Source organism: Sphingobium sp. FW306-1B-F04DB, assembly GCF_058781925.1.
In genome coordinates, this window is record NZ_JBYSXE010000045.1 from 1 (window position 1) to 26,650 (window position 26,650).

At 65.5% G+C, this 26,650-nt stretch carries 31 protein-coding genes; 15 read left to right on the forward strand and 16 right to left on the reverse strand.

From position 1 onward, the window contains the following. The first annotated feature begins 139 nt into the window (after positions 1–139). From AC3WJD_RS16790 to AC3WJD_RS16800, 3 genes are all read left to right on the forward strand, one after another. Positions 140–1,624 (forward strand): L,D-transpeptidase family protein, encoded by a 1,485-nt coding sequence (locus AC3WJD_RS16790; protein WP_492747865.1) that lies wholly within the window; start codon positions 140–142, stop codon positions 1,622–1,624. Between the two features lie 189 nt (positions 1,625–1,813). Continuing rightward, positions 1,814–2,044, forward strand: coding sequence for a DUF2188 domain-containing protein (locus AC3WJD_RS16795; RefSeq protein ID WP_492747866.1), 231 nt, complete (start codon positions 1,814–1,816; stop codon positions 2,042–2,044). Between the two features lie 14 nt (positions 2,045–2,058). Next, entirely contained in the window at positions 2,059–2,760 is a 702-nt protein-coding gene (locus AC3WJD_RS16800) for an NAD-dependent deacylase (protein WP_492747906.1), read from the forward strand. A 220-nt stretch (positions 2,761–2,980) separates the two neighbouring features. Here the strand turns inward: AC3WJD_RS16800 and AC3WJD_RS16805 are convergent, their stop codons facing one another. Next, positions 2,981–3,160, reverse strand: a complete 180-nt coding sequence (locus AC3WJD_RS16805; RefSeq protein ID WP_492747867.1) for a hypothetical protein — start codon at positions 3,158–3,160, stop codon at positions 2,981–2,983. Between the two features lie 5 nt (positions 3,161–3,165). Beyond that, positions 3,166–4,074: a GTPase Era gene (era, locus tag AC3WJD_RS16810; protein WP_492747868.1), complete on the reverse strand. Its 909-nt coding sequence runs from the start codon at positions 4,072–4,074 to the stop codon at positions 3,166–3,168. Positions 4,075–4,173: 99 nt separating this feature from the next. On the opposite strand from era, the gene AC3WJD_RS16815 reads away from it, so the two are divergent. Further along, a complete protein-coding gene (locus tag AC3WJD_RS16815) occupies positions 4,174–4,578 on the forward strand; it encodes a nuclear transport factor 2 family protein (RefSeq protein WP_492747869.1) in 405 nt (134 codons plus the stop codon). Between the two features lies 1 nt (position 4,579). Here AC3WJD_RS16815 and rnc read toward each other — a convergent pair whose 3' ends face one another. From rnc to AC3WJD_RS16835, 4 genes are all read right to left on the reverse strand, one after another. Beyond that, positions 4,580–5,311: a ribonuclease III gene (gene rnc / locus AC3WJD_RS16820; RefSeq protein WP_492747870.1), complete on the reverse strand. Its 732-nt coding sequence runs from the start codon at positions 5,309–5,311 to the stop codon at positions 4,580–4,582. Then, on the reverse strand, positions 5,248–6,081 hold the full coding sequence (gene lepB / locus AC3WJD_RS16825; RefSeq protein ID WP_492747871.1) for a signal peptidase I: 834 nt from the start codon (positions 6,079–6,081) through the stop codon (positions 5,248–5,250). Before lepB ends, rnc begins: the two co-directional genes overlap by 64 nt. Positions 6,082–6,251: 170 nt before the next feature. Continuing rightward, on the reverse strand, positions 6,252–7,466 hold the full coding sequence (locus tag AC3WJD_RS16830) for an MFS transporter (protein ID WP_492747872.1): 1,215 nt from the start codon (positions 7,464–7,466) through the stop codon (positions 6,252–6,254). Further along, positions 7,463–7,876: a MarR family winged helix-turn-helix transcriptional regulator gene (locus AC3WJD_RS16835; RefSeq protein ID WP_492747873.1), complete on the reverse strand. Its 414-nt coding sequence runs from the start codon at positions 7,874–7,876 to the stop codon at positions 7,463–7,465. The genes AC3WJD_RS16830 and AC3WJD_RS16835 overlap by 4 nt, the downstream gene beginning before the upstream one ends. A 110-nt stretch (positions 7,877–7,986) precedes the next feature. On the opposite strand from AC3WJD_RS16835, the gene pgi reads away from it, so the two are divergent. Both pgi and gor read left to right on the forward strand, forming a co-directional pair. Next, a complete protein-coding gene (gene pgi, locus AC3WJD_RS16840; protein WP_492747874.1) occupies positions 7,987–9,486 on the forward strand; it encodes a glucose-6-phosphate isomerase in 1,500 nt (499 codons plus the stop codon). Between the two features lie 88 nt (positions 9,487–9,574). Further along, positions 9,575–10,921 carry a glutathione-disulfide reductase gene (gor, locus tag AC3WJD_RS16845; protein ID WP_492747875.1) on the forward strand — a complete coding sequence of 449 codons (1,347 nt, stop codon included), beginning with the start codon at positions 9,575–9,577 and terminating at the stop codon, positions 10,919–10,921. On the opposite strand, the gene AC3WJD_RS16850 is transcribed toward gor, so the two are convergent. After that, on the reverse strand, positions 10,914–11,762 hold the full coding sequence (locus AC3WJD_RS16850; protein WP_492747876.1) for a sterol desaturase family protein: 849 nt from the start codon (positions 11,760–11,762) through the stop codon (positions 10,914–10,916). The two genes, gor and AC3WJD_RS16850, sit on opposite strands and share 8 nt — an antisense overlap. Before the next feature lie 85 nt (positions 11,763–11,847). Between AC3WJD_RS16850 and AC3WJD_RS16855 the strand changes: the two genes are divergently transcribed. Continuing rightward, positions 11,848–12,549 carry a Crp/Fnr family transcriptional regulator gene (locus AC3WJD_RS16855; RefSeq protein ID WP_492747877.1) on the forward strand — a complete coding sequence of 234 codons (702 nt, stop codon included), beginning with the start codon at positions 11,848–11,850 and terminating at the stop codon, positions 12,547–12,549. Here the strand turns inward: AC3WJD_RS16855 and AC3WJD_RS16860 are convergent. The 3 genes from AC3WJD_RS16860 to AC3WJD_RS16870 form a co-directional block, all read right to left on the reverse strand. Next, positions 12,543–12,890 (reverse strand): putative quinol monooxygenase, encoded by a 348-nt coding sequence (locus AC3WJD_RS16860; protein WP_492747878.1) that lies wholly within the window; start codon positions 12,888–12,890, stop codon positions 12,543–12,545. The genes AC3WJD_RS16855 and AC3WJD_RS16860 overlap by 7 nt on opposite strands. Next, on the reverse strand, positions 12,890–14,830 hold the full coding sequence (acs, locus tag AC3WJD_RS16865) for an acetate--CoA ligase (RefSeq protein ID WP_492747879.1): 1,941 nt from the start codon (positions 14,828–14,830) through the stop codon (positions 12,890–12,892). Before acs ends, AC3WJD_RS16860 begins: the two co-directional genes overlap by 1 nt. A gap of 211 nt (positions 14,831–15,041) precedes the next feature. Further along, positions 15,042–15,350, reverse strand: a complete 309-nt coding sequence (locus AC3WJD_RS16870) for a DUF8200 family protein (RefSeq protein WP_492747880.1) — start codon at positions 15,348–15,350, stop codon at positions 15,042–15,044. A 109-nt stretch (positions 15,351–15,459) separates the two neighbouring features. On the opposite strand from AC3WJD_RS16870, the gene AC3WJD_RS16875 reads away from it, so the two are divergent. From AC3WJD_RS16875 to queE, 7 genes are all read left to right on the forward strand, one after another. Beyond that, positions 15,460–16,437, forward strand: coding sequence for an AraC family transcriptional regulator (locus AC3WJD_RS16875; protein ID WP_492747881.1), 978 nt, complete (start codon positions 15,460–15,462; stop codon positions 16,435–16,437). A 114-nt stretch (positions 16,438–16,551) separates the two neighbouring features. Next, on the forward strand, positions 16,552–17,748 hold the full coding sequence (locus tag AC3WJD_RS16880) for an aspartate aminotransferase family protein (RefSeq protein ID WP_492747882.1): 1,197 nt from the start codon (positions 16,552–16,554) through the stop codon (positions 17,746–17,748). Then, a complete protein-coding gene (argF, locus tag AC3WJD_RS16885) occupies positions 17,741–18,676 on the forward strand; it encodes an ornithine carbamoyltransferase (protein WP_492747883.1) in 936 nt (311 codons plus the stop codon). The genes AC3WJD_RS16880 and argF overlap by 8 nt, the downstream gene beginning before the upstream one ends. Before the next feature lie 111 nt (positions 18,677–18,787). Further along, positions 18,788–19,705 (forward strand): Hsp33 family molecular chaperone HslO, encoded by a 918-nt coding sequence (gene hslO / locus AC3WJD_RS16890; RefSeq protein WP_492747884.1) that lies wholly within the window; start codon positions 18,788–18,790, stop codon positions 19,703–19,705. A 122-nt stretch (positions 19,706–19,827) separates the two neighbouring features. Further along, positions 19,828–20,244 carry a DUF3617 domain-containing protein gene (locus AC3WJD_RS16895; protein WP_492747885.1) on the forward strand — a complete coding sequence of 139 codons (417 nt, stop codon included), beginning with the start codon at positions 19,828–19,830 and terminating at the stop codon, positions 20,242–20,244. A gap of 205 nt (positions 20,245–20,449) precedes the next feature. Further along, positions 20,450–21,142 (forward strand): 7-cyano-7-deazaguanine synthase QueC, encoded by a 693-nt coding sequence (gene queC, locus AC3WJD_RS16900; protein ID WP_492747886.1) that lies wholly within the window; start codon positions 20,450–20,452, stop codon positions 21,140–21,142. Beyond that, a complete protein-coding gene (gene queE, locus AC3WJD_RS16905; protein ID WP_492747887.1) occupies positions 21,139–21,771 on the forward strand; it encodes a 7-carboxy-7-deazaguanine synthase in 633 nt (210 codons plus the stop codon). The genes queC and queE overlap by 4 nt, the downstream gene beginning before the upstream one ends. 15 nt (positions 21,772–21,786) lie before the next feature. On the opposite strand, the gene AC3WJD_RS16910 is transcribed toward queE, so the two are convergent. The 3 genes from AC3WJD_RS16910 to lipB form a co-directional block, all read right to left on the reverse strand. Next, entirely contained in the window at positions 21,787–22,443 is a 657-nt protein-coding gene (locus AC3WJD_RS16910) for a hypothetical protein (RefSeq protein WP_492747888.1), read from the reverse strand. A gap of 218 nt (positions 22,444–22,661) precedes the next feature. Continuing rightward, the gene (locus AC3WJD_RS16915; RefSeq protein ID WP_492747889.1) at positions 22,662–22,952 is read right to left on the reverse strand and encodes a hypothetical protein; all 291 of its coding nucleotides are present in this window, start codon (positions 22,950–22,952) and stop codon (positions 22,662–22,664) included. 87 nt (positions 22,953–23,039) lie between these two features. Beyond that, positions 23,040–23,699: a lipoyl(octanoyl) transferase LipB gene (gene lipB / locus AC3WJD_RS16920; protein ID WP_492747891.1), complete on the reverse strand. Its 660-nt coding sequence runs from the start codon at positions 23,697–23,699 to the stop codon at positions 23,040–23,042. Between the two features lie 102 nt (positions 23,700–23,801). Here lipB and AC3WJD_RS16925 point away from each other — a divergent pair, with 102 nt between their 5' ends. After that, positions 23,802–24,566: a DUF7847 domain-containing protein gene (locus tag AC3WJD_RS16925; protein ID WP_492747892.1), complete on the forward strand. Its 765-nt coding sequence runs from the start codon at positions 23,802–23,804 to the stop codon at positions 24,564–24,566. Positions 24,567–24,589: 23 nt separating this feature from the next. Here AC3WJD_RS16925 and AC3WJD_RS16930 read toward each other — a convergent pair whose 3' ends face one another. Genes AC3WJD_RS16930 through AC3WJD_RS16940 form a run of 3 tightly spaced genes read right to left on the reverse strand, consistent with a single transcriptional unit; the run spans position 24,590 to position 26,456 of the window. Further along, a complete protein-coding gene (locus tag AC3WJD_RS16930) occupies positions 24,590–25,177 on the reverse strand; it encodes a GNAT family N-acetyltransferase (protein ID WP_492747893.1) in 588 nt (195 codons plus the stop codon). Continuing rightward, entirely contained in the window at positions 25,168–26,010 is an 843-nt protein-coding gene (gene hemF / locus AC3WJD_RS16935; RefSeq protein ID WP_492747894.1) for an oxygen-dependent coproporphyrinogen oxidase, read from the reverse strand. Before hemF ends, AC3WJD_RS16930 begins: the two co-directional genes overlap by 10 nt. Continuing rightward, entirely contained in the window at positions 26,007–26,456 is a 450-nt protein-coding gene (locus AC3WJD_RS16940) for a tRNA (cytidine(34)-2'-O)-methyltransferase (RefSeq protein WP_492747895.1), read from the reverse strand. Before AC3WJD_RS16940 ends, hemF begins: the two co-directional genes overlap by 4 nt. Positions 26,457–26,650: the final 194 nt, after the last annotated feature.

Below are 26,650 nucleotides of genomic sequence, written 5' to 3' on the forward strand. Positions count from 1 at the left end.
CACCACCACCCAGCCCTTCCGGTGAGAGAGGCCACTGATCCAGTCTATGCGTAAACTATTGTTCCGTCCCCACGCCGGCACAGCGCCGGCGTGGCGACATCTGTCACTGACATGCCTCGCGCCCGTTCTGGCGCTGTCCATGCTTGCCCCGCCCCTGCTGGCGCAGACCCGGCCAACCGCCGAAGTGTCGGCCGAGCTGCGCTCCGCGGTCGGCGGAAAGCTCAAGAGCTTTTACCGGGCACGATCCTGGTGGCCATTGTGGATCCGCGGCGATACGCTGGGTCCCGAGGCAGACCGGCTGATCGAGCTTGTCGAAAGCGCCGATCTCGACGGCCTCGATCCAGCGGATTTCGACCCCGAGGACTTGCGCGACACTGTCGATGCGGCGCGTGGTGGCGATCCCGAGATGCTCGCGCGCGCCGAAATCCGCCTTTCGCGCACCTTCGCCGCCTATGTCCGCGCGTTGCGACGCCCGTCATCGGTGAGGACGGTCTATCTCGACCAGGAGCTCGTGCCCGAACAGCCCACCGAGATCGAGGTGCTGCGCGCCGCGGGCGTCCAGTCCTCCATGACCGACTATCTCGACACCATGGGCTGGATGAGCCCGATTTACGCGCGGCTGCGTGCCGGGCTGGTCGAGTATCACGACAGATGGGCCGCGCTGCCTGAAATGACATTGCCTGCGGGGCCCACGCTGCGTCCGGGCATGAAGGGCGCGCGCGTCACCATGCTGCGCACGCGGCTGGGCGTGCCCGCGGGCGGAGCTTTCGACAAGTCGCTGGCGGCAAAGGTGAAAGCCTGGCAGGCGGCGCATGGGCTGCCCGCCGATGCGATCGTCGGTGCGAAAACGGTGGCGGCGCTCAACCGCGGGTCGGGCTATTACGCGCATCTGCTCCGGGTGAACCTCGAGCGCGCCCGCGTCCTGCCGGGTACGCAGAAGCGCTACATCATCGTCGATTCGGCGGCGGCACGGCTGTGGCTCTACGATGACGGCAAGGTCGTGGACACGATGAAGGTCATCGTGGGCAAGCCGACCGAACCGACCCCGATGCTGGCGGGGATGATGCGCTATGCCGTTGTCAATCCCTATTGGAACGTCCCCCCCGATCTTGTGCGCAAGCGCATCGTGCCGCGCGTGGTCGAGAAGGGCGAGGCGCTGAACGCGATGGGCTATGAAGCGCTGTCTGGGTGGACAACTGATGCGCGGGTGCTCGACCAGTCGGAGATCGACTGGAACGCGGTTTCGGCGGGAAGCCAGGAACTGCGCGTGCGCCAGCTTCCGGGCAAGACCAATTCGATGGGCAAGATGAAGTTCATGTTCCCCAACGATCTGGGCGTCTACCTCCACGACACGCCAGAAAAGGCGCTGTTCAAGGAGGATCCACGCCTGTTCAGCTCGGGCTGCGTGCGCGTCGAGGATGCCGCGCGGCTGGCGCGCTGGCTGTTTGGCAAGCCGCTGGAGGCCGAGTCGGACACACCCGAACAGCAGGTCTGGCTACCCCAGCCGGTGCCCGTCTATCTCACCTACCTCACCGCGGCGCCGACCGACACGGGGATTGCCTTTCGGGACGATGCCTATGGGCGTGATGCCGACCAGGAGATCACGCAGTTCGCCGGACGCTGAGGGGCTGGAGCCTGATCGTTTGAGGTGGAAGCGCCTTGCGCTTCTGTCGAAAGCGTAAATCAGGCTCTATTCAAACAGTTGAGACCTTGATTCACGTTTCAGACTGACTCAGTCTGAAACGATCAAGGTCTGGCCATTGCGGGGAGGAGCGGCTAGCGTCCGCCTTCCCTGCACGACCAAGGATTTTCCATGCCGCACGCCCGTTATGCCATCATCGCGCATGGCGACCAGTGGATGATCAACATCGACGGCAAGAATTACGGCCCCTATGCGACGCAGAGCGCGGCGATCCGCGACGCGGTCGATACCGCGCACAAGGCGGGCACGGGCGGCTTCGAGGCGCAGGTGCTGATCCAGGGCGGCGACGGGCGTTTCGCCACGCACTGGACCTATGGCAAGGACGCCTGGCCGCCGGCGTGATGCGCGACATGGCAATGCCCGACATCCGCAACATCGTGATCCTGACGGGGGCCGGGATTTCCGCCGAAAGCGGCCTTGCAACCTTTCGCGGACCCGACGGCCTATGGGAGGGGCACCGCGTCGAGGATGTGTGCACGCCCGAGGCGCTGGCGCGCGATCCCGTGCTCGTGCACCGCTTCTACGATGCGCGCCGCGCGGCGCTCGATGGCGTGACGCCCAATGCGGCGCACGCGGCGCTGGCGCGGCTCGATGCCGCATGGCCCGGCGAATTGCTGATCGTGACGCAGAACGTCGACGACCTGCACGAACGCGCGGGCGCGCGGCGGCTGCTCCACATGCATGGCGAGTTGCGTTCTGCGCTGTGCACTGCGTGCGGCGCGGTGACGCGCTGGGACGGGCCGATGGGGCACGGCCCCGAATGCCCCGCCTGCGGCGCGCGGGCGCTGCGTCCCGACATCGTCTTCTTCGGCGAGATGCCCTATCAGATGGACCGCATCGATGATGCGCTTGGACGCGCCGACCTGTTCGTGTCGATCGGCACGTCGGGAGCGGTCTATCCCGCGGCAGGCTTCGTCCAGACCGCACGCTACCACGGCGCCGACACGCTCGAACTCAATCTCGATCCGTCGGCGGGGAGCTACCTGTTCGACGAGACGCGGCTGGGGCCGGCGAGCGTGCTCGTACGCGACTGGGTGGACGTACTTCTGGCGGGGTGATCGGGGCAGGCGCGCCACCGCGGCTTTACCGCTTGCATTCCGCGCGCAAAAGCGAAACTATGCGTCCTATAATAAAAATACTGGGATGAGGGTGATGCGGGCACTAAAACTGCTGAAGTCGAAGTCGGACTGTATCCTGATGATATCGTTCGCCGTCACGATCTGGGTCGCGCTGATCGCGATCCTCTACGCGAAGTTCTGAGTACGCGCGGCGCGGCCGCTAGCGGAGCTTGCTGACCTTCAATCCATCCAGCTTTGCGCGCGTCTGGACCGATTCCTCGCTGCGCGTCAGCGCCTTGGCGATGGCTTTCAACGACATGCCCTTGGCTGCGAGCCGGTGAAGCTTCTGGATTTCGTCGGAGGTCCAGGGCTGGCGGTGTCGCTCGAATCGCTCGGCCATCTTCGTCACTCCACCCAGTCGAGGCCGATGTCGCGGTAGAGGCCGCGATCCTCCTCCCAGTCGGGCTTCACCTTCACGTGCAGATAGAGATGCACGCGCACCCCGCCGAGCAGCTCCGAAAGCTGCGCGCGCGCGCGGCTGCCGATCTCCTTCAGCCGCTGGCCGCCCTTGCCAAGGATGATGGCGCGCTGCGTCGGGCGCGCGACGAGGATCTGCTGGTGGATCTCGACCGATCCGTCCTCGCGCTCGGAATATTTCTCGGTCTCGACCGCGCTCGCATAGGGCAGTTCGGCGTGGAGCTGGAGATAGAGCTGCTCGCGCGTGACCTCTGCCGCAAGCATGCGGTCGGTGGCGTCGGAGACCTGATCCTCGGGGAAATGCCACACGCCTTCGGGCATCGCCGCGCCGAGCGCCGCCTTGAGTTCGGGAAGGCCGTCGCCCGTCGTCGAGCTCACCATGAAGATATGATCGAAGGCGATCCGCTCGTTGAGCCGCTCCGCGTGGACGAGCAGCTTGCCCTTGTCCGATATGTCGACCTTGTTGAGGATCAGGATCTTGGGCTCGCGCCGGTCCTTCAGGGCTTCGACGATGCTTTGGACCTTGGGCCCGAGCCCCGCCTTTGAATCCACCACGAGCGCGATCAGGTCCGCGTCGCGCGCGCCGTCCCACGCCGCGGCCACCATCGCGCGATCGAGCCGCCGGCGCGGTTCGAAGATCCCCGGGGTGTCGACGAGCATGATCTGGTTGGCGCCGTCGATTGCGATGCCCATCAACCGGGTGCGCGTCGTCTGCGCCTTGGGGCTGACGATCGCGACCTTCTGGCCGACCAGCGCATTGACCAGCGTCGATTTGCCCGCATTGGGCGCGCCGACGATCGCGACGAGGCCGCATCTTTGATTGGGGAGAGTGTTCACGCCTCTGCCATTCGCGCGAAACCGTGTTGAACGCAAGAAGCGGGACGCCGCGGCCAGCGATTCATGAGAGGACGGTCGCGCAACAAACGGGAGATTCCGATGACGGATGGCGATGTTTCCGATTTCGTTGTCGCCTTTGCGGCCGCGTGGGCGGCGCGTGAACCGGCCGCTTTCGAGGCGCTGTGGCATCCCGATGGCGTGCTGCACTATCCCTATGTCGATCGCGCGGTCGCGGGGTCGGAAATCGGCCGCCTGAACGCCGCGCACAACGCGCAGACGCCCGATCTGGTCTGGCAATTGCTCGACTGGACATGGCGCGGCAATGTCGTGATCGTAGAATGGCAACTGACCAACATGGCGGGCGGAAAGCGCGTCCAATGGCGCGGCGTCGACAAGTTCACGCTGCGCGACGGCAAGATCATCGAGGAGATCGTCTACGCGGACACCGCGCCCCAGCGCGCCCTGAAGGATGGTCGTACGCTCGAGCCGATGCTGCGTTTCTGAATCAGCCTGACAGCTTTTCGAGCAGTGCCTTCGCCGCCGCGGTCTCCGCCTCCTGCTTGGACGTGCCGGTGGCGCTGGCCTCGGCGAGCTTGCCGATCGTGACGGTGACGGTGAACCTGGGCGAATGGTGCGGGCCCGAACGGTCGGTGATCTCATAGACCGGAGGCTTGCGATTGTGCGCGGCCGCCCATTCCTGAAGTTCGGATTTGGGATGCTTGGGCGCGGCGCCCTGCGTTCCGACGAGATCCGCCCATGCACGCCGGATGAAGCTGCGCGCCGCCTCCTGCCCGCCTTCGAGATAGAGCGCGCCGATCAGCGCCTCGACGACATCGCCCACGACATTGTCGCTTTGCGCCGCGCCGTCGTCGCGCGCCTGCTTGCCGAGGCGCAGCCAAGGTACCACGCCAATGCCGCGCCCGACCTGCGCGCACATCTCGCGCGTCACGAGCGCGTTGAGGCGCCGCGAGAGCTTGCCCTCGGGCTCGTCGGAAAAATCGGCATAGAGCCATTCGGCGATCACCAGCGCGAGCACGCGATCACCGAGGAACTCGAGCCGTTCGTAATTGTCGCCGGCATGGCTGCCATGCGTCAGTGCACGCGTGAAAAGCGCGAGGTCCTTCGCGTCATGGCCCAGCGCCTCAGCGATCCAGGCGCCGAGATCGGGCCTGCTCAGAAGCCTTCCCCGACGCGGCCCCAGCGTGCCGCGGTGAACCAGGTCCAAGGCAGGAGCCATTCGGCGCTGCCGTCGGTGGAAAAGACGCTGATCCACGCCTTGCCGACCAGATTCTCCTCTGGAACCATGCCGATCGCGCCGTTGTCGGCAGCCGGGAAGCGGCTGTCGGCGCTGTGGTCGCGATTGTCACCCATCAGGAACAGCATGCCTTTGGGCACGACGAAGACCTGGGTGTTGTCGCCCGTGGTGCGCTGCGTCGTGTCGAGCACTTCATAGCTCTTTCCGCCCGGCAGCGTCTCGCGATAGCGCGGATAGCGGCACGTGACGGTGCCGTCGGCGCTGCGTTCGCCCGACACGGGCGTCAGGCAGTGGCTGGTCGGGGTATCGGGAAGCACGATGTCGGCGATGCGTTCGCGCGGGACGGGCGTGCCGTTGAGGATGACCTGGCCGTTGATGACCTGGATCATGTCACCCGGCACGCCAATGACGCGCTTGATATAATCCTGGCGCTGGCTGGGGGGTGCCTTGAACACGACGACGTCGCCACGCTCGGGCGTGTCGGCCATGACCCGGCCCCGGATCAGCGGCAGGCTGAAGGGCAGGCTGTATTTCGAATAGCCATAGTTCCACTTCGACACGAGCAGATAGTCGCCCACCAGCAGCCGCGGCATCATCGATTCGGACGGGATGTTGAAGGGCGCGGCGATGAAGCTGCGGATGACGAAGACGATGATCCCGAGCTTGAGCAGGAAGCCAAGGAAATCAAGCGTTTCCGACTTCTTCTTCGGGCGCGCGTTGGAAAGGGCCTCGGCCGGCGTGATATCGGTCATGTCCGCGCTTTGCTGTGGAAAGGGGGCAAAATCAAGCGCTGCCCGGATTCAGAAGCAATAGGCGATGAAGCCCGAGAGCCACACCATCGCGCCCTGATCGCGCCAGAGGGCCCACCCTAGTGCGGCAATCACCAGCATTACGCCCAGGATGACAAGGGGGTGCGGGCGCTTCACGCGGGTTGCAGCCTTGCCAGTGGCGCATCGCGGATCGGCAGGTGGATCAGCGCGGCGAACAGGCCCAGCGCGATCGAGACGCCCCACGCGAAATCATAGGAACCGCTTAGGTCATAGACGAAACCCGACGCCCAAGCGCCGAAAAAGCTGCCGATCTGATGACTCATGAACACCATCCCGCCGAGCATGGAGAGGTGCCGGACGCCGAAGATCTGGCTGACCAGTCCGTTGGTCAGCGGCACGGTGCCCAGCCAGAGAAAGCCCATGATGCAGGCGAAGCCGAGCGCGGTGACCGAGCTGAGCGGGAGGATCAGGAACAACGCGATCAGCGCCGCGCGGCCGGTGTAGAGCGCCGCGAGCACCTGATGCTTGCGCAGCCGGTCCCCTGCCAGACCGAAGACATAGGAGCCAAGGATGTTGAACAGCCCGATCAGCGCGAGCGCGGTCGCACCGATGCTCGTGCCGAGGCCCTTGTCGTTGAGATAGGCGGGAAAGTGCGTCGCGATGAAGGCGACATGGAAGCCGCAGACGAAATAGCCCGCATTGAGCAGCCAGAAGCTGCGTTGGCCGCTGGCTTCGGCGAGCGCCTCGCGCGCGGTCTGTTGCGGGCCCGCATCGGCATGGTCGCCGGGACGGCCCGCGACGCCGATCGCGAAGGCCGCGATCGTCGCGATGAGGCCCGCGAGCACGATGAAGGCGCTGCGATAGCCCAGATCGGCGAGCAGCGCCTGTGCGCCGGGGACGACGAGGAACTGCCCCACCGACCCACCAGCGGTGACGATCCCGAAGGCCATGCTGCGCCTGTCGGCGGGGACGACGCGCCCGACCGCGCCCATGGTGACAGTGAAGGTGCAGCCGGCCATCGCGAGCCCGACCATCACGCCGAGCGAGAGGTGGATGCCAACCGCGTTCGTGGCGGCGGCTGCGGCGATCAGGCCGGCGGCATAGAGAATGGCGCCGCCGAGCGTGACGCGGCCCGCACCGTGCTTGTCCGCGATCGCGCCGACAAAAGGCTGGACGAGCCCGAAGACGAGGTTCTGGATCGCCAGCGCAAGGCCGAAGCTCGACCGGCCGATATCGAGCGCCATGCTCATCTGCGGCAGGAAAAGCCCGAAGGACTGGCGCACGCCCATCGCGAGCGTGACGATGACCGCGGCGCAAAGGATCACGGTCCACGGGCTTTTCATCGTCGAGACGGGGGAGGCGTTCACGCGCGGATTTCCTCAATACGATCGAGAATGGTGAAGAGCTGATCGCGATCTGCGCCCAGCGTGTGGGCCATGCGGCGTTGCGCGTCTTCCCAGAGCGGCGTTCCGAGCGCCAGCTTCGCCATGCCCCCGCCGGTGAGCTCGACGATGCGCATGCGCTGATCGGCACCGGGGCGCGAGCAGATCAGCTTGCCCGTTTCGAGCGGCTGAAGCGCGCGGTTGAGCGTCGTGCGATCGAGTCCGGTGGCAACGGCAAGCGTCGACAACGGCGCGGCGCCGGTGCGCTGGAGCGCCCTCAGCAGCGCGAATTGCGACGTGGTCAGGCCGATGGGCCCGAGCGCATCATCGTAAAGCGCGGTCACCGCGCGCGCCGAGCGACGGAGCTTCGTGCAGACGCAGGCGGTGGACAGCATGATTTGCGTGTATATGCACCTAAGACGAGTCGGTCAATCGGCGCGTCGCTTTCGCTGGAAAGCCGCGTCGATCTTGCTAGAGGAAGCGGCGATCATTGGGAGATGCGTAGATGACCGAAGCCGCCGCCTGGACCCGCCTTGAAAATGCCGACAGGCCAACGCTGTCAGAACTCTTCGCGGCTTCGCCCGACCGGCTCTCGCGCTTCACCCTCGAGGAGGCGGGCATCCGCTTCGACTGGTCCAAGACGCATCTGACGCCAGAGATCGTTTCCGATTTTGCGGCGCTCGCCCAGGAGATGAAGCTGGGCGCCGCGCGCGAGGCGCTGTTCGCGGGCAAGACCGTTAACGTCACCGAGGGCCGCGCCGCCGAGCACACCGCGGAGCGCGGCGAGGGTAATCCCCAGAGCGTTAGCCGCGCGCGGATGTTCCATGCGCGGATGCGCGCGCTGATCGACGCGATCGAGGCGGAGGCGCTGGGCCCGATCCGGCATATCCTGCATGTCGGCATCGGGGGTTCGGCGCTGGGCCCCGACCTGCTGGTCGATGCGCTCGGCCGCGATTCGGGGCGCTATGACGTAGCCATTGTCTCCAATGTCGACGGTGCCGCGCTCGAGGAGGCGTTCAACCGCTTCGATCCTTCGGCGACCTTGCTGGCCGTGGCGTCCAAGACCTTCACCACCACCGAGACGATGCTCAACGCGCAGAGCGCGCTCGAATGGATGACCGAGGCGGGGGTCGAGGATCCCTATGGCCGCGTGGTCGCGCTGACCGCGGCGCCTGAGCGCGCGATCGAATGGGGCGTCGACGAGACGCGCGTGCTGCCATTTTCGGAAAGCGTTGGCGGGCGCTATTCGCTCTGGTCCTCGATCGGCTTTCCCGCCGCGCTTGCGCTCGGCTGGGATGCCTTCGAGGAACTGCTCGAAGGCGCTGCCGCGATGGACCGGCATTTCCGTCTGGCACCGATCGAGACTAACGCGCCCGTGCTCGCCGCCTTTGCCGATCTCTATTATGCGCAACTGCGCGGTTGCGAGACGCGCGCGGTGTTCGCCTATGACGAACGCTTGCGGCTGCTCCCCAGCTATCTCCAGCAGCTCGAGATGGAATCGAACGGCAAGCGCGTCGCCACCGATGGCGCGCCGCTGGGCCGACCGAGCGCGCCGATCACCTGGGGCGGCGTGGGCACGGATGCGCAGCACGCGGTGTTCCAGCTGCTCCACCAGGGCGCGCACCTCGTACCCGTCGAGTTCATCGCTGTGATCGAGCCGGACCATCCGCTCGACGAGGCGCACCACCGTCAGCTGCTCATCAACTGCTTTGCGCAGGGTGCGGCCTTGATGGCGGGCCGCGAGAGCGATGACGGTGCGCGCGCCTATCCGGGTGATCGCCCTTCGACCACGATCCTGCTCGATCGCGTCGACCCGCGTACGCTGGGCGCGCTCATCGCGTTCTATGAGCATCGCGTATTCGTCAACGCCACGCTGCTCGGCATCAACCCCTTCGACCAGTTCGGGGTCGAACTCGGCAAGGAGATTGCGAAGTCGATCGACAGCGAGGGCACCGATCGCTTCGATGCCTCGACGCGCGCGCTGATCGCGCGCGCCTTTGGCTGAAGCGATCAGTCTGACGCGCAAAAGCGATTTGTCTGTTGGGAGGCGGCTCCCTAGATGGGCCGCGATACGCACGGATTGAGGAACGCATATGCCCGCCTACGACTATGACCTTTTCGTGATTGGCGCGGGATCGGGGGGCGTGCGCGCCTCGCGCGTTGCGGCCGCCCACGGCGCCAAGGTCGCGATCGCCGAGGAATATCGCGTAGGCGGTACCTGCGTGATCCGCGGCTGCGTGCCCAAGAAGTTGCTCGTCTATGGCGCGCATTTCGCCGAGGATCTTCAGGATGCCAAGCGCTTCGGCTGGGAAGTGCCCGACTGCAAGTTCGACTGGGCGACACTCAGGGGCAATGTCCTCGCCGATGTCGACAGGCTCAACCGCGCGTACATGGACACGCTCGAAAACAACAAGGTCGAGATGATCCTCGAACGCGCGACGGTCACCGGCCCCAACAAGGTCAGGCTCGCCTCGGGCAAGACCGTGACCGCGGCCAAGATCCTGATCGCGACGGGCGCCTGGCCGATCGTCCCCGACGTGCCCGGCGCGGAGCATGGTATCACCTCGAATGAGGTGTTCCACCTCGAAAGCCTGCCGAAACGGATCGTCATCGCGGGGGGCGGCTATATCGCCAACGAGTTCGCCGGCATCTTTCACGAGTTCGGCACGCAGGTCACGCTGGTCAACCGTTCGGATAAGATCCTGCGCGGCTATGACGAGCAGATCCGCGATCGGCTGCTCCAGATCTCGATGATGAAGGGGATCACCTTCAAGTTCAACGCGCCCTTCGAGAAGATCGAGAAACAGGAAGACGGCTCGCTCAAGGTCTTTCTCAAGGGTTGCGATGCGATCGAGGCCGATGCGGTGCTGTTCGCCACCGGGCGCAGCCCGAATACCGACGGGCTCGGCCTCGAGACCGCCGGGGTCGAGGTCGACGCCAATGGCGCGATCGTGGTCGATGCCGACAACAAGTCGAGTTCCGACAGCATCTATGCGGTGGGCGATGTCACCAATCGCGTCCAGCTTACCCCCGTCGCGATCCGCGAGGGCCAGGCCTTTGCCGACACGATCTTCGGCAACAAGCCGACGCGCGTCGATTACAGCTGCATCCCCTCCGCCGTGTTCAGCCACCCGCCGATCGCGGGCGTCGGCATGACCGAAGGGCAGGCGCGCAACAAGCTCGGTTCGATCAAGGTCTATCAGTCCGATTTCCGGCCGATGAAGAATGTTCTTGCCGGCCGCAACGAGCGTTCGCTCTACAAGATGATCTGCAATGCGGAGACCAATGTCGTCGTCGGGCTGCACATGATCGGCCCCGACGCGCCCGAGATCCTTCAGGCCGCCGCGGTCGCGGTGAAGGCGGGGCTCACCAAACAGGCCTGGGACGACACCGTGGCGCTCCATCCGAGCATGGCCGAGGAACTGGTGCTGCTCAGATAGCGCCCGGCTGCGCTTCGGGCGTCGCGCGCGGCGCCGGAATCGACGTGCCGGTTGAGATGAGCGGCCAGGCCAGCTGCTCGCCGATCGACGTGGGCGGCAGGTCCTCGACGCCATAGCTTTCGGGATAGCGCCGCGTAATGTGCGCGGTTCCGAAAAGCACGTCCCAGAAGAACAGCAGGTTGCCGAAATTGCCCTTGTAATGCGTCACGCCGTCGGCCTTGTGGCGGCCGTGATGCGCATGGTGCGTCGAGGGCGTGGAAATCGTGCGCTCGACCAGCCACATCAGCGGCGCGAGCCATTTGAGCCGATAGAGCGGCCGATCCCACGCAACGTCCGAATGGGCGCCGATGATCACGGCCAGCTTGACGACGACATAGCCCGCATAGACATAGCCCAGGCCGAGATAGACGAGCATGCCCGAGAACCAGATTGCGGGCATCGCGAGGTAGTAGAAGAGGTTGTTCCGGTAAACGAGCCGGACGCTCATATAGGCGGCGTCGTGATGGGGCCGGTGGAGCTTGTAGAGCCACGGAAAGCTGTGCGCGGCGCGGTGCCACCAATATTGGGTCATGTCGTCGAGGACGAGGAAAAGCGCGATCGCGGCGACAATGTTGAGGTCGGCGAGCGCATTGCGCGCGCCAGGCGCGATGACCGCCCCGAGCTCGGTGGCCAGAAACAGGATGAGCGGTTGCGTGAGCCCGAGCAGCGCCAGCGTGCTGACGATCTCCAGGATTGCATCATCGCGTATCTGGCCGGGCTTGCGGAAGAAGCCCGTGCGCGCAAGCTCGAGGAGCGCAAAGCCCGCATAGATCGCGACGATGAGCAGAATTTCCTGGCGCATTGTCCTCTCCCTGCGCTTGGTATCGGGACTTGATTAGCACGCCGCACGCGCACAAACTGCAAACCAGTTTGCAATTGGAGGCGGCATGGCGGTACGCGGGACGCCGGGGTTCGGGCGCTTCTATGATCGGCTGACGCCCGCCATGCGCGCCGCGCTTTCCGGTGCGGGGAGGCTCGTTCGTTACGCCCCGGGCGCCACCATACACCAGCGCGGTGACGACAGACCGGGACTCTCGATCATCGAGACGGGCGCGGTCCGCTTCAGCACGCTCGATGCCGATGGCCAGATGGTCACGCACGGCATGCTGGAGCGTGGCGCCTGTTTCGGCGAGATGACGCTGTTCATCGATGTGCCCCGTGCGCTCGATGCGACAGCCATCGGCGAGACGCGGATCATCCAGGTGACGCGCGAGCGCTTCCAGCGCCTGCTCGACGGCCAGCCGGCGCTGCGTGACCACCTGCTCGCGTCGCTCGCCTACCAGCTTGCGCGCGCGCTCGATCTGTTCGACGACGAGCGCCGACTTTCAGCCACGGTGCGGCTCGCCAAGACGCTGCTTGAGCTCGCCGATGCGGATGCGGTGCGGGCCAGCCAGACCATGCTCGCAGAGGCCGTCGGAGTCAGCCGTGTGACGATTGGCAAGGCGCTGGCGGTGCTGGCCGAACAGGGGCTGGTCGCGACGCACTATGGCCGCATCGAGCTGCCCGACCGACCTGCGCTCGAAACCTGGGTGGGGCGGCGGACGCCGATGGCGCCGATCATCGATTCAGCGCGACGCGGCTTCTACTGATGGCTGAAGGTCTCGCCCTTCATGCTTGCCATCAGCGCTTTCACTTCGCGGATGGCCTCGGGGTCGATCTGCTTCACCGAGGCGGCGTGGTCCCGGGCCGAATCCCAGATCTCGACGATGACGATCCGGTCGGGGTTCTTTGTGTCGCGCAGCACCTCATAGGCCCGCAAGCCCTTGGTCTCGGGGATGGGTGGGACTTCTCTCTTCATCCGCGCATAGAGCGTGTCGCCCTTGCCGGGGTGCGCGATCATCTCGCCCACCATGACGATGCCCTTTGCGGGTTCGGCGGCCGCCAGCGCCGCTGGTGCAAGCGCGAGCAATAGTGCGGCGAGCCAGCGCATCACTTGACCCGGTTGGCGACGAGGTCGTCGACCACCGACGGGTCGGCGAGCGTCGATATGTCGCCCAATGACGACACATCGCCCTCCGCGATCTTGCGGAGGATGCGGCGCATGATCTTGCCCGAGCGGGTCTTGGGCAGGCCCGGTGCAAACTGGATCGCGTCGGGGGTCGCGATCGGCCCGATCTCGGTGCGCACCCATTGCTTCAGCTCGGCGCGCAGTTCCTCGCTCGCCGCGCAATTCGCGTTCAGCGTCACATAGGCATAGATGCCCTGGCCCTTGATGTCGTGCGGCATGCCGACCACTGCCGCTTCGGCGACCTTGGTATGGAGCACGAGCGCACTCTCGACCTCGGCGGTGCCCATGCGGTGGCCCGAGACATTGATGACGTCGTCCACGCGGCCCGTGATCCAGTAATAACCGTCCTCGTCGCGGCGGCAGCCGTCGCCCGTGAAGTACTTGCCGGGATAGGTGGTGAAATAGGTCTGGAAGAAACGCTGGTGATCGCCCCATACGCTGCGCATCTGCCCCGGCCAGCTGCGCGCGATGACGAGATTGCCCTCGGCCGCGCCCCCAAGCACACGCCCCTCGCTGTCAACCAGCTGCGGCTCAACCCCGAACATCGGCTTGGTCGCCGAGCCGGGTTTGAGGTCGATCGCACCGGGCATCGGCGCGATCATCGCACCGCCCGTCTCGGTCTGCCACCAGGTATCGACGATCGGGCAGCGGCCTTCGCCGACAACGTCGTGATACCAGCGCCATGCCTCGGGGTTGATCGGTTCGCCGACCGTGCCGAGCAGCTTCAGCGACTTGCGGCTGGTGGAGGTGACGAAATCGTCGCCTTCCTTCATCAGCGCGCGCAGCGCGGTGGGCGCGGTGTACAGGATCTCGACATTATGGCGGTCGGCGACCTGCCAGATGCGGCTGGGGGTCGGCCAGTTGGGCAGGCCTTCGTACATGAGCGTCGTCGCGCCATTGGCGAGCGGGCCATAGACGATATAGCTGTGGCCGGTGACCCAGCCGATGTCCGCCGCGCACCAGTAGATCTGGCCGGGGCGATAGTCGAAATAGAGCTCGTGCGTCAGGCTTGCCCAGAGCAGATAGCCACCCGTGGTGTGGAGCACGCCCTTTGGCTTGCCCGTGGAGCCCGAGGTGTAGAGGATGAAGAGCGGATCCTCGGCGCCCATCGGCTCGGGCGGGCAGTCGGCGGTCACATCGGCAGCGGCCTCGTGATACCAGATGTCGCGCTGTGGGTTCATGGCAACGGTGCCGTCGGTCGCCTTGACCACCACGACCTTGCGGACGTCGATGCAATGCTTGAGCGCCTCGTCGACATTGGCCTTCAAGGGCACCTTCTTGCCGCCGCGGCGGCCCTCATCGGCGGTGACGACGAGCGTTGAATCGCAGTCGGTGATGCGGCCTGCGAGCGCCTCGGGCGAGAAGCCGCCAAAGACCACCGAATGGATCGCGCCGATCCGCGCGCAGGCGAGCAGCGCGAAGGCGGCCTCGGGGATCATCGGCAGATAGATGGTGACGCGGTCGCCCTTTTTGGCACCCGCGCCTTTCAGCACATTGGCGAAGCGGCAGACTTCCTCATGGAGTTGACGGTAGGTGTAGCTGCGCGGCGCTTCGTCGGGGCTGTCGGGTTCCCACAGGATGGCGACGATGTCGGCCTTGTCCTTGAGGTGACGGTCGACGCAGTTGACCGAGACGTTCAATTTGCCGTCGGCAAACCACTGGATGCGGAAATCCTCTTCCCTGAACGACCAGTCGCCCGCGATCTCGGGGCGCTTGATCCAGTCGAGGCGCTTGGCCTGTTCGAGCCAGAAGCTGCCCGGATCGGCAAGCGCGCGGCCGTAGAGCTGATCATATTTCGCGGCATTGACCCGCGCCTTGTCTGCCCATTCGCGCGGTACCGGAAACAGATCCTGCTCAGACATCCGACTCTCCTTGTTGGCGCGGATGTTTGGCGGAAAATGTAACGGCAGGGCAAGGGGAGCCGCCGCAATATTTTTTTCGGATCGGTGCCGGCCAGCTTGTGCGTAGCTGCGCGGCGCGCTGCTTCTTGCGGTCATCGCGCCGGGTGCGCCGGACACAAAAAAGGCGCCCGACATCATTGAAGGCCGGGCGCCGAGGAGAGCCTCGGGTAACTCAGGACTTGTTGCGCGCGCTCTTGTTGCAGGCGGCGAGCTGGGTGGCATCAAGCACGGTGCTGCCGACCGTGATCGCGTCGACAATGCCGACGCGCTTGGCGAGGTCCTTGCAGGCGCGCTCGACTGCGACACGACGGTCGTCGCCCGGGCCGCGGCAGCTGCCTTCGCCGCAACTCCAGAAATTATTGTCGACGATCACGCGATCGGGAAGCGCGGTGCCGTGGTTGATCGTCGCCGTGCCCGGCGCCGACGCCGCCATCGCCACGCCGGGCGCGGCGAGGAGGATGAGCGATACTGCCAGTCTCATGGAAAGCTCCGGTTCCTGGGGAAAGAACAGTTTCTCAATAAAACTGGAAACGTGGACGTTATAGCTCTATATCACCGTTATTCATTGCCAATCGTCCAGAGAGACCTTCATGGACCCGATCGACGACATCTTCTCCGCGATGCGCGTGCATCGCGCGATCCACGCCCGGATCGAGGCGACCGCACCCTGGGGGATCAATTTCGTGCCCGGCAAGGCGGCGCGCTTTGGCCTGGTTGTCGAGGGGCATTGCTGGCTCGAGATGGAGGGAAAGCCCGATCCGATCCCGCTCGCGGCGGGTGACTGTTATGTCATCGTGCGCGGGACGCGCTATTCGCTGCGCGACCACCCGAACTCGCCTGCGGAGAATTGCTATCAAGCGCTGAAGCAATATGACGAGAACCATGTCGTGCGGCTGGGCGGCGGCGGTGCGACGGCCACCGTGGTCACCGGCTGGTTCCTGTACGACGCGATCGGCGCCCGGCCGCTCGTCGAACTCATGCCGGCGCTGATCCAGACGCGGATGGATGCGCAGCGCTCGCAACTTCTCGAGGCGACGTTGCAACTGCTCGCGCTTGAGACGCAGCAGGGCGGGCTTGGCTCCTCGATCATGATCAGCCGGCTTGCTGACGTCCTCTTCATCCAGACCATCCGCGCGCACGCGGCCAAGGCGGGGGCGGCCGCGGGCGGCTGGCTCGGCGCGCTCTGCGATCGCAGGCTGGGCCCCGTCTTTCGCGCGATCCACGCCGCGCTCGACAAGGACTGGACGGTCGACTCGTTAGCCCATGTCGCGGGCATGTCGCGCTCCGCCTTTGCCGCGCATTTCAAGGAAGCCGTCGGAGCCGCGCCGCTTGAATATCTGACGCACTGGCGCATGTTCCGCGCCGGCCACCTGCTGCGCAAGGGCGAACAGTCGACCGCGGAGATCGCCTATGCCGTTGGCTATGAGTCCGAATCCGCCTTTTCCAAGGCCTTCAAGCGCGTGACCGGGATCGCGCCGGGCGCATGGCGGCGCACCGCTGGCGAGGCGGTACAGGCGCGCGTGACGTTCGATCCACGTGCCGATGGCCGTCCGGCGGTGGCCGCCTGAGCCGTTCCCTCCGCGATTGACCCGCAAACCCCCGTCCCTGTATAGGGCTGGCGTCAGGCGACCTTGGAGGTCGCCTTTTTGCGTTTCTCAATCCGCAACGAAGGAGTCCCTGCGATGACCATCACGCCCCTCATGCCCGTCTACCCGCGGTGTGGCGTGCGTCCGGTCCGAGGCGAGGGCTGCTATCTCTACGGTGAGAAGGGCGAGCAATATCTGGATTTCGCGGCAGGCATTGCCGTGAACGCGCTTGGCCATGGCCATCCGCACCTGACCAAGGCGATCCAGGAGCAGGCGGCGACGCTGATGCACGTCTCCAACCTCTATGGCAGCCCGCAGGGCGAGGCGCTGGCGCAGCGCATCGTCGACAACAGCTTTGCCGACACCGTCTTTTTCACCAATTCGGGCGTCGAGGCGATCGAGTGCGCGATCAAGACCGCGCGCCGCTATCACTACGTCAACGGAAACCCGAAACGGCACAAGCTGATCACCTTCAAGAACGCCTTTCACGGCCGTTCGATCGGGGCGATCAGCGCTACCGACCAGCCCAAGATGCGCGACGGCTTCGAGCCGCTGCTGCCCGGCTTCGACTATGTGAAGTTCAACGATCTCGAGGGCGCGCTCGCCAAGATCGACGACGAGACCGCCGGCTTCCTGGTCGAGACGGTGCAGGGCGAGGGCGGGATGACCGCGGGTACGTCCGAGTTCATCCAGGGCCTGCGCAAGGCATGCGACGAGCACGGCCTGCTGCTGATCCTCGACGAGATCCAGTGCGGATACGGCCGCACGGGCAAGATGTGGGCCTATGAGCATTACGGTATCACCCCTGACATCCTGACCGCGGCGAAGGGCATCGGCGGCGGCTTCCCGCTCGGCGCCTGCCTCGCCACCGAGGAAGCGGCCAAGGGCATGGTGATCGGCACGCACGGTTCGACCTATGGCGGTAATCCGCTGGCGATGGCGGCGGGCCAGGCGATCCTCGACGTAATGCTGGAGCCCGGCTTCTTCGAGCATGTCGCCACGATGGGCGAGCGGCTGCGCCAGGCGTTCGAGCAGTTGATGCCCAATCACGATCATCTGTTCGAGGAGATCCGCGGCAAGGGCCTGATGCTCGGCATCAAGCTGAAGGAGCCGGCGGTGTCGCGCGATTTCGTGGCACATCTGCGCGACAATCACGGGCTGCTGACGGTGGCGGCGGGCGAGAATGTGTTCCGCGTGCTGCCGCCGCTGGTGATCGAGGAAAGCCACATTGCCGACGCGATCGAGCGGTTGAGCGCAGGCGCACGGACCTACGGGGTGCCGAGCGATGATTGAGGGCAGGCATTTCCTCGACCTCACCGACGCGGGCGGCGACGCGATCGCCGCAATGCTGAACGACGCGCTCGACCGCAAGGCCGCGCGCAAGGGGCGTCCCAAAGGCGCGGCCGACAAGGACGCGCCGCTCGCCAGCCACACGCTTGCGATGATCTTCGAGAAGAACTCGACGCGCACCCGCGTCTCGTTCGACATGGCGATCCGGCAGCTCGGCGGCACATCGATCGTGATGCACGCGGGCTCGATGCAACTCGGGCGCGGCGAGACGATTGCAGACACCGCCCGCGTGCTCTCGCGCTACTGCGATGCGATCATGATCCGCACCGACGATCACGCCAAGATCCGCGAGATGGCGGATCATGCGAGCGTACCCGTCATCAACGGGCTCACCGATGCCTCGCATCCCTGCCAGATCATGGCTGACCTGCTGACCGTGATCGAACATGGCAAGGCGCTGCCGGGCTCCAAATGGGCGTGGCTGGGCGACGGCAACAACGTCCTCCACTCGATCGTCGAGGCGGCGGGGCTGATGCACTTCAACGTGAGCATCGGCTGTCCCGAGGGCTATGATCCGGACAATCGCTATGTCGAGGCGGCGCGCGCGCGCGGCGCCGATATCCGCATCACGCGCGATGCAGTGGAAGCGGCCAGGGATGCCGATGTCGTCGTGACCGACACCTGGATCTCGATGGGGCAGGAGCATGCCGAGGCCAAGCTAGCGGCGATGATGCCCTATCAGGTGACGAGCGAGCTGATGGCGCATGCGAAGCGCGACGCGCTCTTCCTCCACTGCCTCCCCGCGCATCGCGGCGAGGAGGTTGTGGGTGCGGTCATCGACGGTCCCCGCTCGGTGATCTGGGACGAGGCCGAGAACCGTCTCCATGCCCAGAAATCGGTGCTGCTCTGGGCGCTCGGCAAGCTCGGTTGAGAACGGGCATAAGCTAACTATCTAAGGTCCCGTTCGTGTCGAGCGAAGTCGCGACACGTTTATACGACAACAGACGTCCCTCGACTTCGCTCGGGACGAACGGAGCTTTCGGTGTCCTCTGATTCCAATTTCGAAGCCGAACTCGATCGCCAGCTGGGTTTCACCATTCCCGGCCGCCATGCGCGCGGCCGCCTGGTACGGCTCGGGCCCGTGCTCGACCAGGTGCTTGCCTCGCACGGCTATCCGCCCGCGATCGAGAAGGTGCTGGCTGAGGCGCTCGCGCTGACCGCACTGCTCGGCTCGACGCTCAAGGGCGAAGAGGGGCAGATGACGCTCCAGGCGCAGACCGAAAACGGCGTGATCGAACTGCTCGTCTGCGACTATCGCGCGGGCGAGGTGCGCGGCTACGTCAAGTTCGACGCCGATCGCCTTGCAGAAGTGCCCGCCGAGCCGACGCTGTTCGCGCTGTTCGGCAAGGGCTATCTCGCGATCACCTTCGACCAGGCGGTCTCGGGCGAGCGCTATCAGGGTATCGTCCCGCTCGAGGGTGCCTCGCTCGCCGAGGCGGCGGAGAGCTACTTCTGCCAGTCCGAACAGATTCCCAGTCTCGTCCGGCTCGCGACCGCACAGGGCGGGGCGGGGGGGTGTCGCGCCGGCGGCCTGATGCTCCAGCACCTGCCCGAAGGCGAAACGGGGCGCGAGCGCTTGCACACGCGGCTGGATCATCCTGAATGGGAGCATGTCCGCATGCTCGGCGAGACGATCAGCGCAGCGGAACTGACCGACCCCGCGCTGCCGCTCGAAACGATCGTCTGGCGGCTGTTCAACGAGGAGGACGAGGTTCGCCTGCTCGGCGGGCAGATGCTCACCAAGGGCTGTCGCTGCGACGTTGCGCACATCGAATCGGTGATCCGCAAATTCCCCGAGGACGAGCGCGTGGCGATGGCGGGTGACGATGGCGTGATCCGGGTCGATTGCGCCTTCTGCGCGCGCAGCTTCCCAATCCTGCTCGCGGAGGCGGGCGAATAAAGCTGTCCTTGCGGCTTGCCGTTAATTAAGCCGACATTATCTAACCGTAACAACCATCCGCCGCGGCGTCTGGGATCGCAGCCGCGTCGGGCCGATGCTTGTCGGCGTAGAGGAAAGTCGGAATGAATCGAGCGTCCCTGTCCCGTGTATCGCTGCTTTCCGTGGGTGCGTTGGCCGCCGCAGGCCCCGCGACATCACAGCCTGCGCATGCGCCGGGTCTGCCCGCGCTGGGCGCGATAGAAAAGGGGATGTGGGAACTTCGTGAGCGTGGTTCGAACGCGCAGCCCCGGCGCGTCTGCGTCGCCGACCCGTCGACGCTGATCCAGATTCGCCACCGCGCCGGCGCCTGTTCGCGCTTCGTGATCGACAGCAAGCCCGACCGCGCGACCGTACACTATACCTGTCCGGGGGCGGGGCATGGACGTACCACTATCCGCGTCGAGAGCGGCCGCCTGATTCAGATCGAGTCGCAGGGCATCGCCGAAAGCTCCCCCTTCAATTCACGCTATGAGGGGCGCCGCCTGGGCAATTGTGGGTGATCGCCTTCGGCGTTAACGCGCTGTTTACCATCTGCTGCTAGGGTATCCCTTGTGCCGCGTTGAGGCACGCTTTCCTCCCTAGCAAGGCTGCATAAGCCGGAACTGGGCCGCTTCCTCTTCAGGGTGCGGCCCATTTGTTTTAGGCTCCATTCCAATAGTTGGGACCTTGCCAGCACGGGCCACAAGGCGTAGCGCGCCGCGCATCATGGATAGCAATGCAAGGAACGGCGCCCGTCGGGCGGTTGTGCTGCTTTCGGGCGGCCTCGACTCGATGGTCTGCGCGGGGCTCGCAAAGGAAGCGGGCTTCAGCGTGCTAGCGCTCACCATCGACTATAACCAGCGTCACCGCATCGAGCTCGATGCCGCCGCGCGCATCGCCAAGACGATCGGCGCCGAGCGCCACATCGTGCTGCCGCTCGACCTGCGCGGCTTTGGCGGCTCGGCGCTGACCGATGACATCGCGGTGCCCAAGTCGGGGGTGGAGGAAGGGGCCATCCCCGTGACCTATGTTCCCGCGCGCAACACGATCTTCCTGTCGGTCGCGCTCGGCTGGGCCGAGGCCGCGGGCGCGCGCGACATCTTCGTCGGGGTCAATGCGCTCGATTATTCGGGCTACCCCGACTGCCGGCCCGAGTTCATCCAGGGGTTCGAGCGGCTCGCCGAACTCGCCACCAAGGCAGGCGTCGAGGGCGAGCCCTTCAGGATCCACGCGCCGCTCCAGCATCTCGGCAAGGCCGACATCGCGCGCGAAGCGGCGCGGCTGGGGCTCGACAGTGGCATGAGCTGGTCGTGCTATGATCCGACGCCCGAGGGCAAACCCTGTGGCGCGTGCGATAGCTGCCGACTACGCGCGCAAGGCTTCGCCGATGCGGGGCTGGTCGACACGGGCGCGCCATGAGCTACGCCGTCAAGGAAATGTTCCTGACGCTTCAGGGTGAGGGGCGGCGCGCCGGGCGCCGCGCAGTCTTCCTGCGCTTTGCGGGCTGCAATCTCTGGACGGGGCGTGAGCAGGATCGCGAGAAGGCGGTCTGCCAGTTCTGCGACACCGACTTCGTCGGCACCGACGGCAGCGGCGGAGGCAAGTTCGCCGACGCTGCCTCGCTGGCGCGCGCCGCCGCGGGCTTCTGGGGTGAGGATCTCGGCAAGGCGTATATTGTCTGTACCGGCGGCGAGCCGCTGCTCCAGCTTGATACGCCATTAATCGACGCGCTCCACGCCGAGGGTTTCGAGATTGCGGTTGAAACCAATGGCACGATCGCCGCGCCCGCGGGGCTCGACTGGATCTGCGTCAGCCCCAAGGCGGGGAGCGACGTCGTCCAGCGATCGGGCGACGAGCTCAAGCTTGTCTGGCCGCAGCCGGGCAGCGATTTCGAGGCGATGGAAGCCTGGGACTTCCAGCACTTCCTGATCCAGCCGATGGACGACGAGCGCGGTGAGGCTAATGTCCGCGCCGCGATCGAATTTGCGATGGCACGCCCCAAATGGCGCCTGTCGCTGCAGACGCACAAGCTGCTGGGGCTCAGATAGCTTGCGGCTAAATATCTAGCGGCATTTCTTCTTGAGCATGTTTTTGCCGTCCCAGCAGGCCTTTTCGAGGCGCACCGGCGGCTTCTGATAGTCATAGACCAGGAACATCGGGAACTGCTGCTCGCCCGCGCGCTGCAGGCTGTTGCGGAACTCCATCATCCGTGTCGCCGCTACTTCGGCCAGACCGTTGCGTGGCGCGAACATCGCGGCGCTGCCAATTCGGCTGGCGGTGAGACAGAAGCCGAGCTGCCCATGCACGGTCGAAAAGCCCAGATAGGTGCGGGTGCCATATTGGTCGAGCGCGGTCAGCGCGGCCTTCGGGTTCTTGTTCTGCCGCTTGAAATAGCCGTGAAGCGTATCATAGGCCTTGGCGAGCTCGGCCGAGTGATCTGACAGGATATAGTTATACTGGTTGAGCGTCAGTAGCGTGGGCGCAAACTGGCACTGCAGCGCCGCGACGTTGAGGCCCGCGCGCATGCTCCACACCATCGCCGCGTTCAGTTCCTCGGGGCGCGCGCCAGGCAGCGGCAGCAGCACGCCGGGTTCGGTACCCGTCACGCGTGGCCCCGCAAAATTGGGCGATTTGAGGAAGATTTGCGCCGATGCGGGCGCTGCCATCGTCATTGCGAACGCTGCCACGGCCACTGCCGCGGCCCTGATCCCCGTCATCATCTTATCCCGCCTTGAAGTCACGACCCCGAACATGAGGTCATGCCTAGATTCTTTGGGAGTCGGGCTCAAGGGCGAAGTCTGAATTCATCCGTCGCGCAGCACGTTCGGACTATTTTCGGCGTTTCGGTCGACTGGGTCATGCAAAAAGGGCCGCCCGGATTGCCGGACGGCCCATGTCACCAATGGCGTCGGGACCGTTCTAAAGGCCCCGTGTTCGCTTAGTTGGCGTTGGTGGCGTTGGTCGCCGCATTGGCAGCGTTCGCAGCCGCGTTGCTGGCGTTCGCCGCCGCATTCGCCGCGTCGGCGGCTGCGTTGGCGTCGTTGGCCATCGCCGCGTCGGTGTTGGTCATCATGTCGCTGGTGGCGCCGTTCATCATGCTGTCTTCGGCGTTCATTTCGACGACATTTGCGGTGTTGTCAGCGGGCTCGGTCTTGCCGCAGGCAGAAACCAGAAGCGCCGCACCGGCGATCATCGAGCCGGTCATCAGCTTCGAGAGAAGGTCACGCATTTCAAACTCCCTATTTGTCCCTTGATCTGGTGGCCTCTGGCCTTCTGCCCAAATCGGCAGGGAGCCTAAACAGAAAGTTGATACGCCTCAACCGCTTCTTTGGGCGCACCCCAGCGACGCCAGAAAGGTGGGAAAGCTGCGCCGCAGCGCGTCGTCGACCGCCTCCATCCCGGGAGTTCTGCCAAGCGCGGCCAGGCTGGTGACAGGATATTCGCTGATCCCGCACGGGACGATGCCCCCGAAATGGGTCAAATCCGGGTCCACGTTCAGCGAAAAGCCGTGAAGCGTCACCCAGCGCCGGACGCGCACGCCGATCGCCCCGATCTTGGCCTCTCTGCCGCCGTCGTCGGTCCAGATGCCGATCCGGCCGGGCGCGCGCCACGCCTCGACGCCCAGCTCCGCCAGTGCAGCGATCACCCAGCCTTCGACCGCGCTGACGAAGCAGCGCACGTCGCGCCCGCGATCGGCGAGGTTGAGCTGGATGTAGCCGACGCGCTGGCCGGGCCCGTGGTAGGTGTAGCGTCCGCCACGACCGGCGGGATAGACGGGAAAGCGCGGATCGAGCAGTTCGGCGGGATCGGCGCTGGTGCCCGCGGTGTAGAGCGGGGGGTGTTCGAGCAGCCAGATGCGCTCGCCCGCCTCGCCCGCAAAGATCGCGGCTGCGCGCGCCTCCATGTCGGCAAGAGCCTCGGGATATGGCACGCGCCCGGCGCTGTGCTGCCATTCGATCGCGGAAATCTCGGTCATTGCGGGGTTAATTGGCGACGGCGCAGCGCGCTGGCAAGGGCCGCATTGTGCGCGCCCGCGGCTTTGCGCATAAGCAGCGCTCGGGCAACAGGAAGGATTCTCATGAAAACCCTATCGATCTCGGTGGCGTGGAACGAAGCCGCGGCTTTCGTCAGGCGTGAGGGATCGTTGCTCTTCCCCGTTGCCTTCGCGCTGATCGCGCTGCCGAGCATCCTGTTCCAGGCAACCGCGCCCGTGCCCGTGCCGGGCGAGCAGTCCGAACCGGGCCTCTGGGCATTCTTCTTCCTGCCGATGCTGCTGATAACGCTGCTCGGCACGCTGACGCTCACGATCATGGCGCTGCACCCGGGCACCGTGGTCAGGGACGCAATCGGCGCCGCCGCGCGGCGCGTGCTGCCCGTGTTCGGCGCGATCTTCCTGTTCGGCTTCGCGGTTGCGCTGATCCTGACGCCGCTCGTCGTAATGACGGGAGCCAGCGAGGCGGGTGCACCGAGCGGAACCGCGGTGCTGCTGCTGCTCGTGACGCTGCCCCTGCTGTTCTTCGTCTGCGTGCGGCTGATGCTCCTCAATGCCGTCGGGGCCAACGAGGCCATCGGGCCGATCGCGATGCTCAGGCGCAGCTGGGCGCTCACCTCGGGGCATTTCTGGAAGCTGCTTGGCTTCCTTGTCGTCATCTCGATCGTTGTGGTGGTGGTCGCGGTCGCGGTCAACGCGATCGGCGGGATCCTCGTTACGCTCACCGCGGGGCGCCCCGAGCCGGGCAGCCTGTCCACGTTGCTGATCCTCATCCTGGGCGGGCTGCTCAACGCCGTGGTCTCGGTCTTCGCGACCGCGGCGATCGCGCGGATCTACGCGCAGCTGGCATAGATCGCTTCGTCAGGATCGAGGAGCTACCCCTCGATGATCGGGACATGCGGCGCCGCATCGCGCGGCAGCCAGCCGTGCAGGCGCGGATCGTCGAAGGTCTCGACCGAGCGCGCAAAGGGGACGAAGCCTTCGCGGCGGTAGAATCCGAGCGCGCCAGGATGGTCGAGCGTGCAGGTATGGACCCAGAGCCGCTTCACGCCCTTGCGCCATCCGAGCGCCATAGCCTGTGCCATCAGCCAGCGGCCATGGCCCTTGCCTGCCAACTCGGGCACCAGCCCGAAAAAGCCGAGTTCACACTGACCCTCCTCGCGGAAATCGAGTTCGAGGATGCCGACCTCGATCCCCTGCGCGTCGACCACGGCATAGATCTCGTCGCGCTCGTCATGGAGGATGTCTATCAATCGCTCATCGTCCATGATCAGCCGCGAGAACCACAGCCAGGGCTCGCCCACGCGACGGAACAGCGCGCGGTATTTCTCGGCCGAGGGCGCCCTCCAGCGTTCGAGGCGCAGCGGGGAGGCAGGCAGGGGCTTCAGCGCCGGGCGCGCAAGCATCTCGAGCGAAGTGACGATCGCCGCCACCTGCCCCCTGGGAACCGCGCTCAGGCCCATGTCGCCTCCGGGGGCAGGCTCATCAGGATCGCGTCGATATTGCCGCCCGTCTTGAGCCCGAACAATGTGCCGCGGTCATAGACCAGGTTGAACTCGGCATAGCGCCCGCGCCATTCGAGCTGCTGCGCCTTTTCGGCGATGGTCCAGGCCATGCCCATGCGGCGCCGCACGATCTGAGGGAAGATGTCGAGAAAGGCTTCGCCCACATCGCGTGTGAACGCGAAATTGGCGTCGAAATCGCCCTCGAGATGATCGTAGAAGATACCGCCCACGCCGCGATGCACCTTGCGGTGCGGGATGTAGAAATAGTCGTCGGCCCATTGCTTGAAGCGCGGATAATGTCCGGAATCGTGCGCGTCGCATGCGGCCTTGAGCCGCGCGTGGAAGTCGCGCGTGTCCTCGTCATAGGGAATGGGCGGATTGAGGTCGGCGCCGCCGCCGAACCAGCGTTTCGTGGTGACGAGGAAGCGCGTGTTCATGTGGACCGCGGGCACATGCGGGTTGGCCATGTGCGCGACGAGACTGATGCCGGTGGCAAAGAAGCGCGGGTCTTCACCCGCACCGTGGATCGTCTTGGCGAAATCGCCCTCGAAACGGCCGCCGACCGTCGAGACGTTGACGCCGACCTTCTCGAACACGCGGCCCTTCATCACGCCGCGCACGCCGCCCCCGCCCGGCGCGCCGCTCGGATCGGCGCGGTCCCAGAGGGCATAGTCGAAGGCGGCGTCGCTGCCCGCCTCACGCTCGATGCTCTCGAACTCTGCGCAGATGCGGTCGCGCAGGGATTCGAACCAGTCGCGCGCCGCCTGCTGTTCGGAATCGAGCTCGATCATTCGGGTAAGCCTTTCGTCTGTCGCAGCGCTTCGGCAAGCGCGATGCCGGCGGACATGCCGACGTTGAGCGAGCGGAAGCCGGCGCGCAGCGGAATCCGGATGCGCAGGTCGGCGCGGCGATGCACCTCCTCGGGTACGCCCGCACCCTCGGATCCGAGCAGCAACACGTCGGTCGGGTTGAAGGTCGCGTCATAGAGCGAGACACTGCCCCTGGTGGTCATCAGCGCCAGCCGTCCGGTTCGGACGGATTGGAACGCGTCCCAGTCGGCATGACGGGTGATTTCAGCGTCTGCCGCATAGTCCATTCCCGCGCGCGCGAGTCGCTTGTCCGAAAAGGCGAAGCCGCAGGGTTCAATGATGTCGACGGGGACGCCGAAACAGGCCGAAAGGCGCAGTATTGCGCCGACGTTGCCGGCGATCTCGGGCTGATAGAGCGCGATCCGCATGGCGCTCGCCTTAAGCAGCCAGCGCTTCCGTCACAAGTCGCTCAAATTGGCTGTTGGCTTTTTGTCGATTCCATGGCTATCAGGCCGCGAACCGTCGGGAGACCCGCATAGGGCACGAGGGCGGCTGTGCAGGGGTCTGTCTGAGCATTTGCGGCAAGGCAAAATGCCATTGGCCCCGGCATTTCGATTCGAAG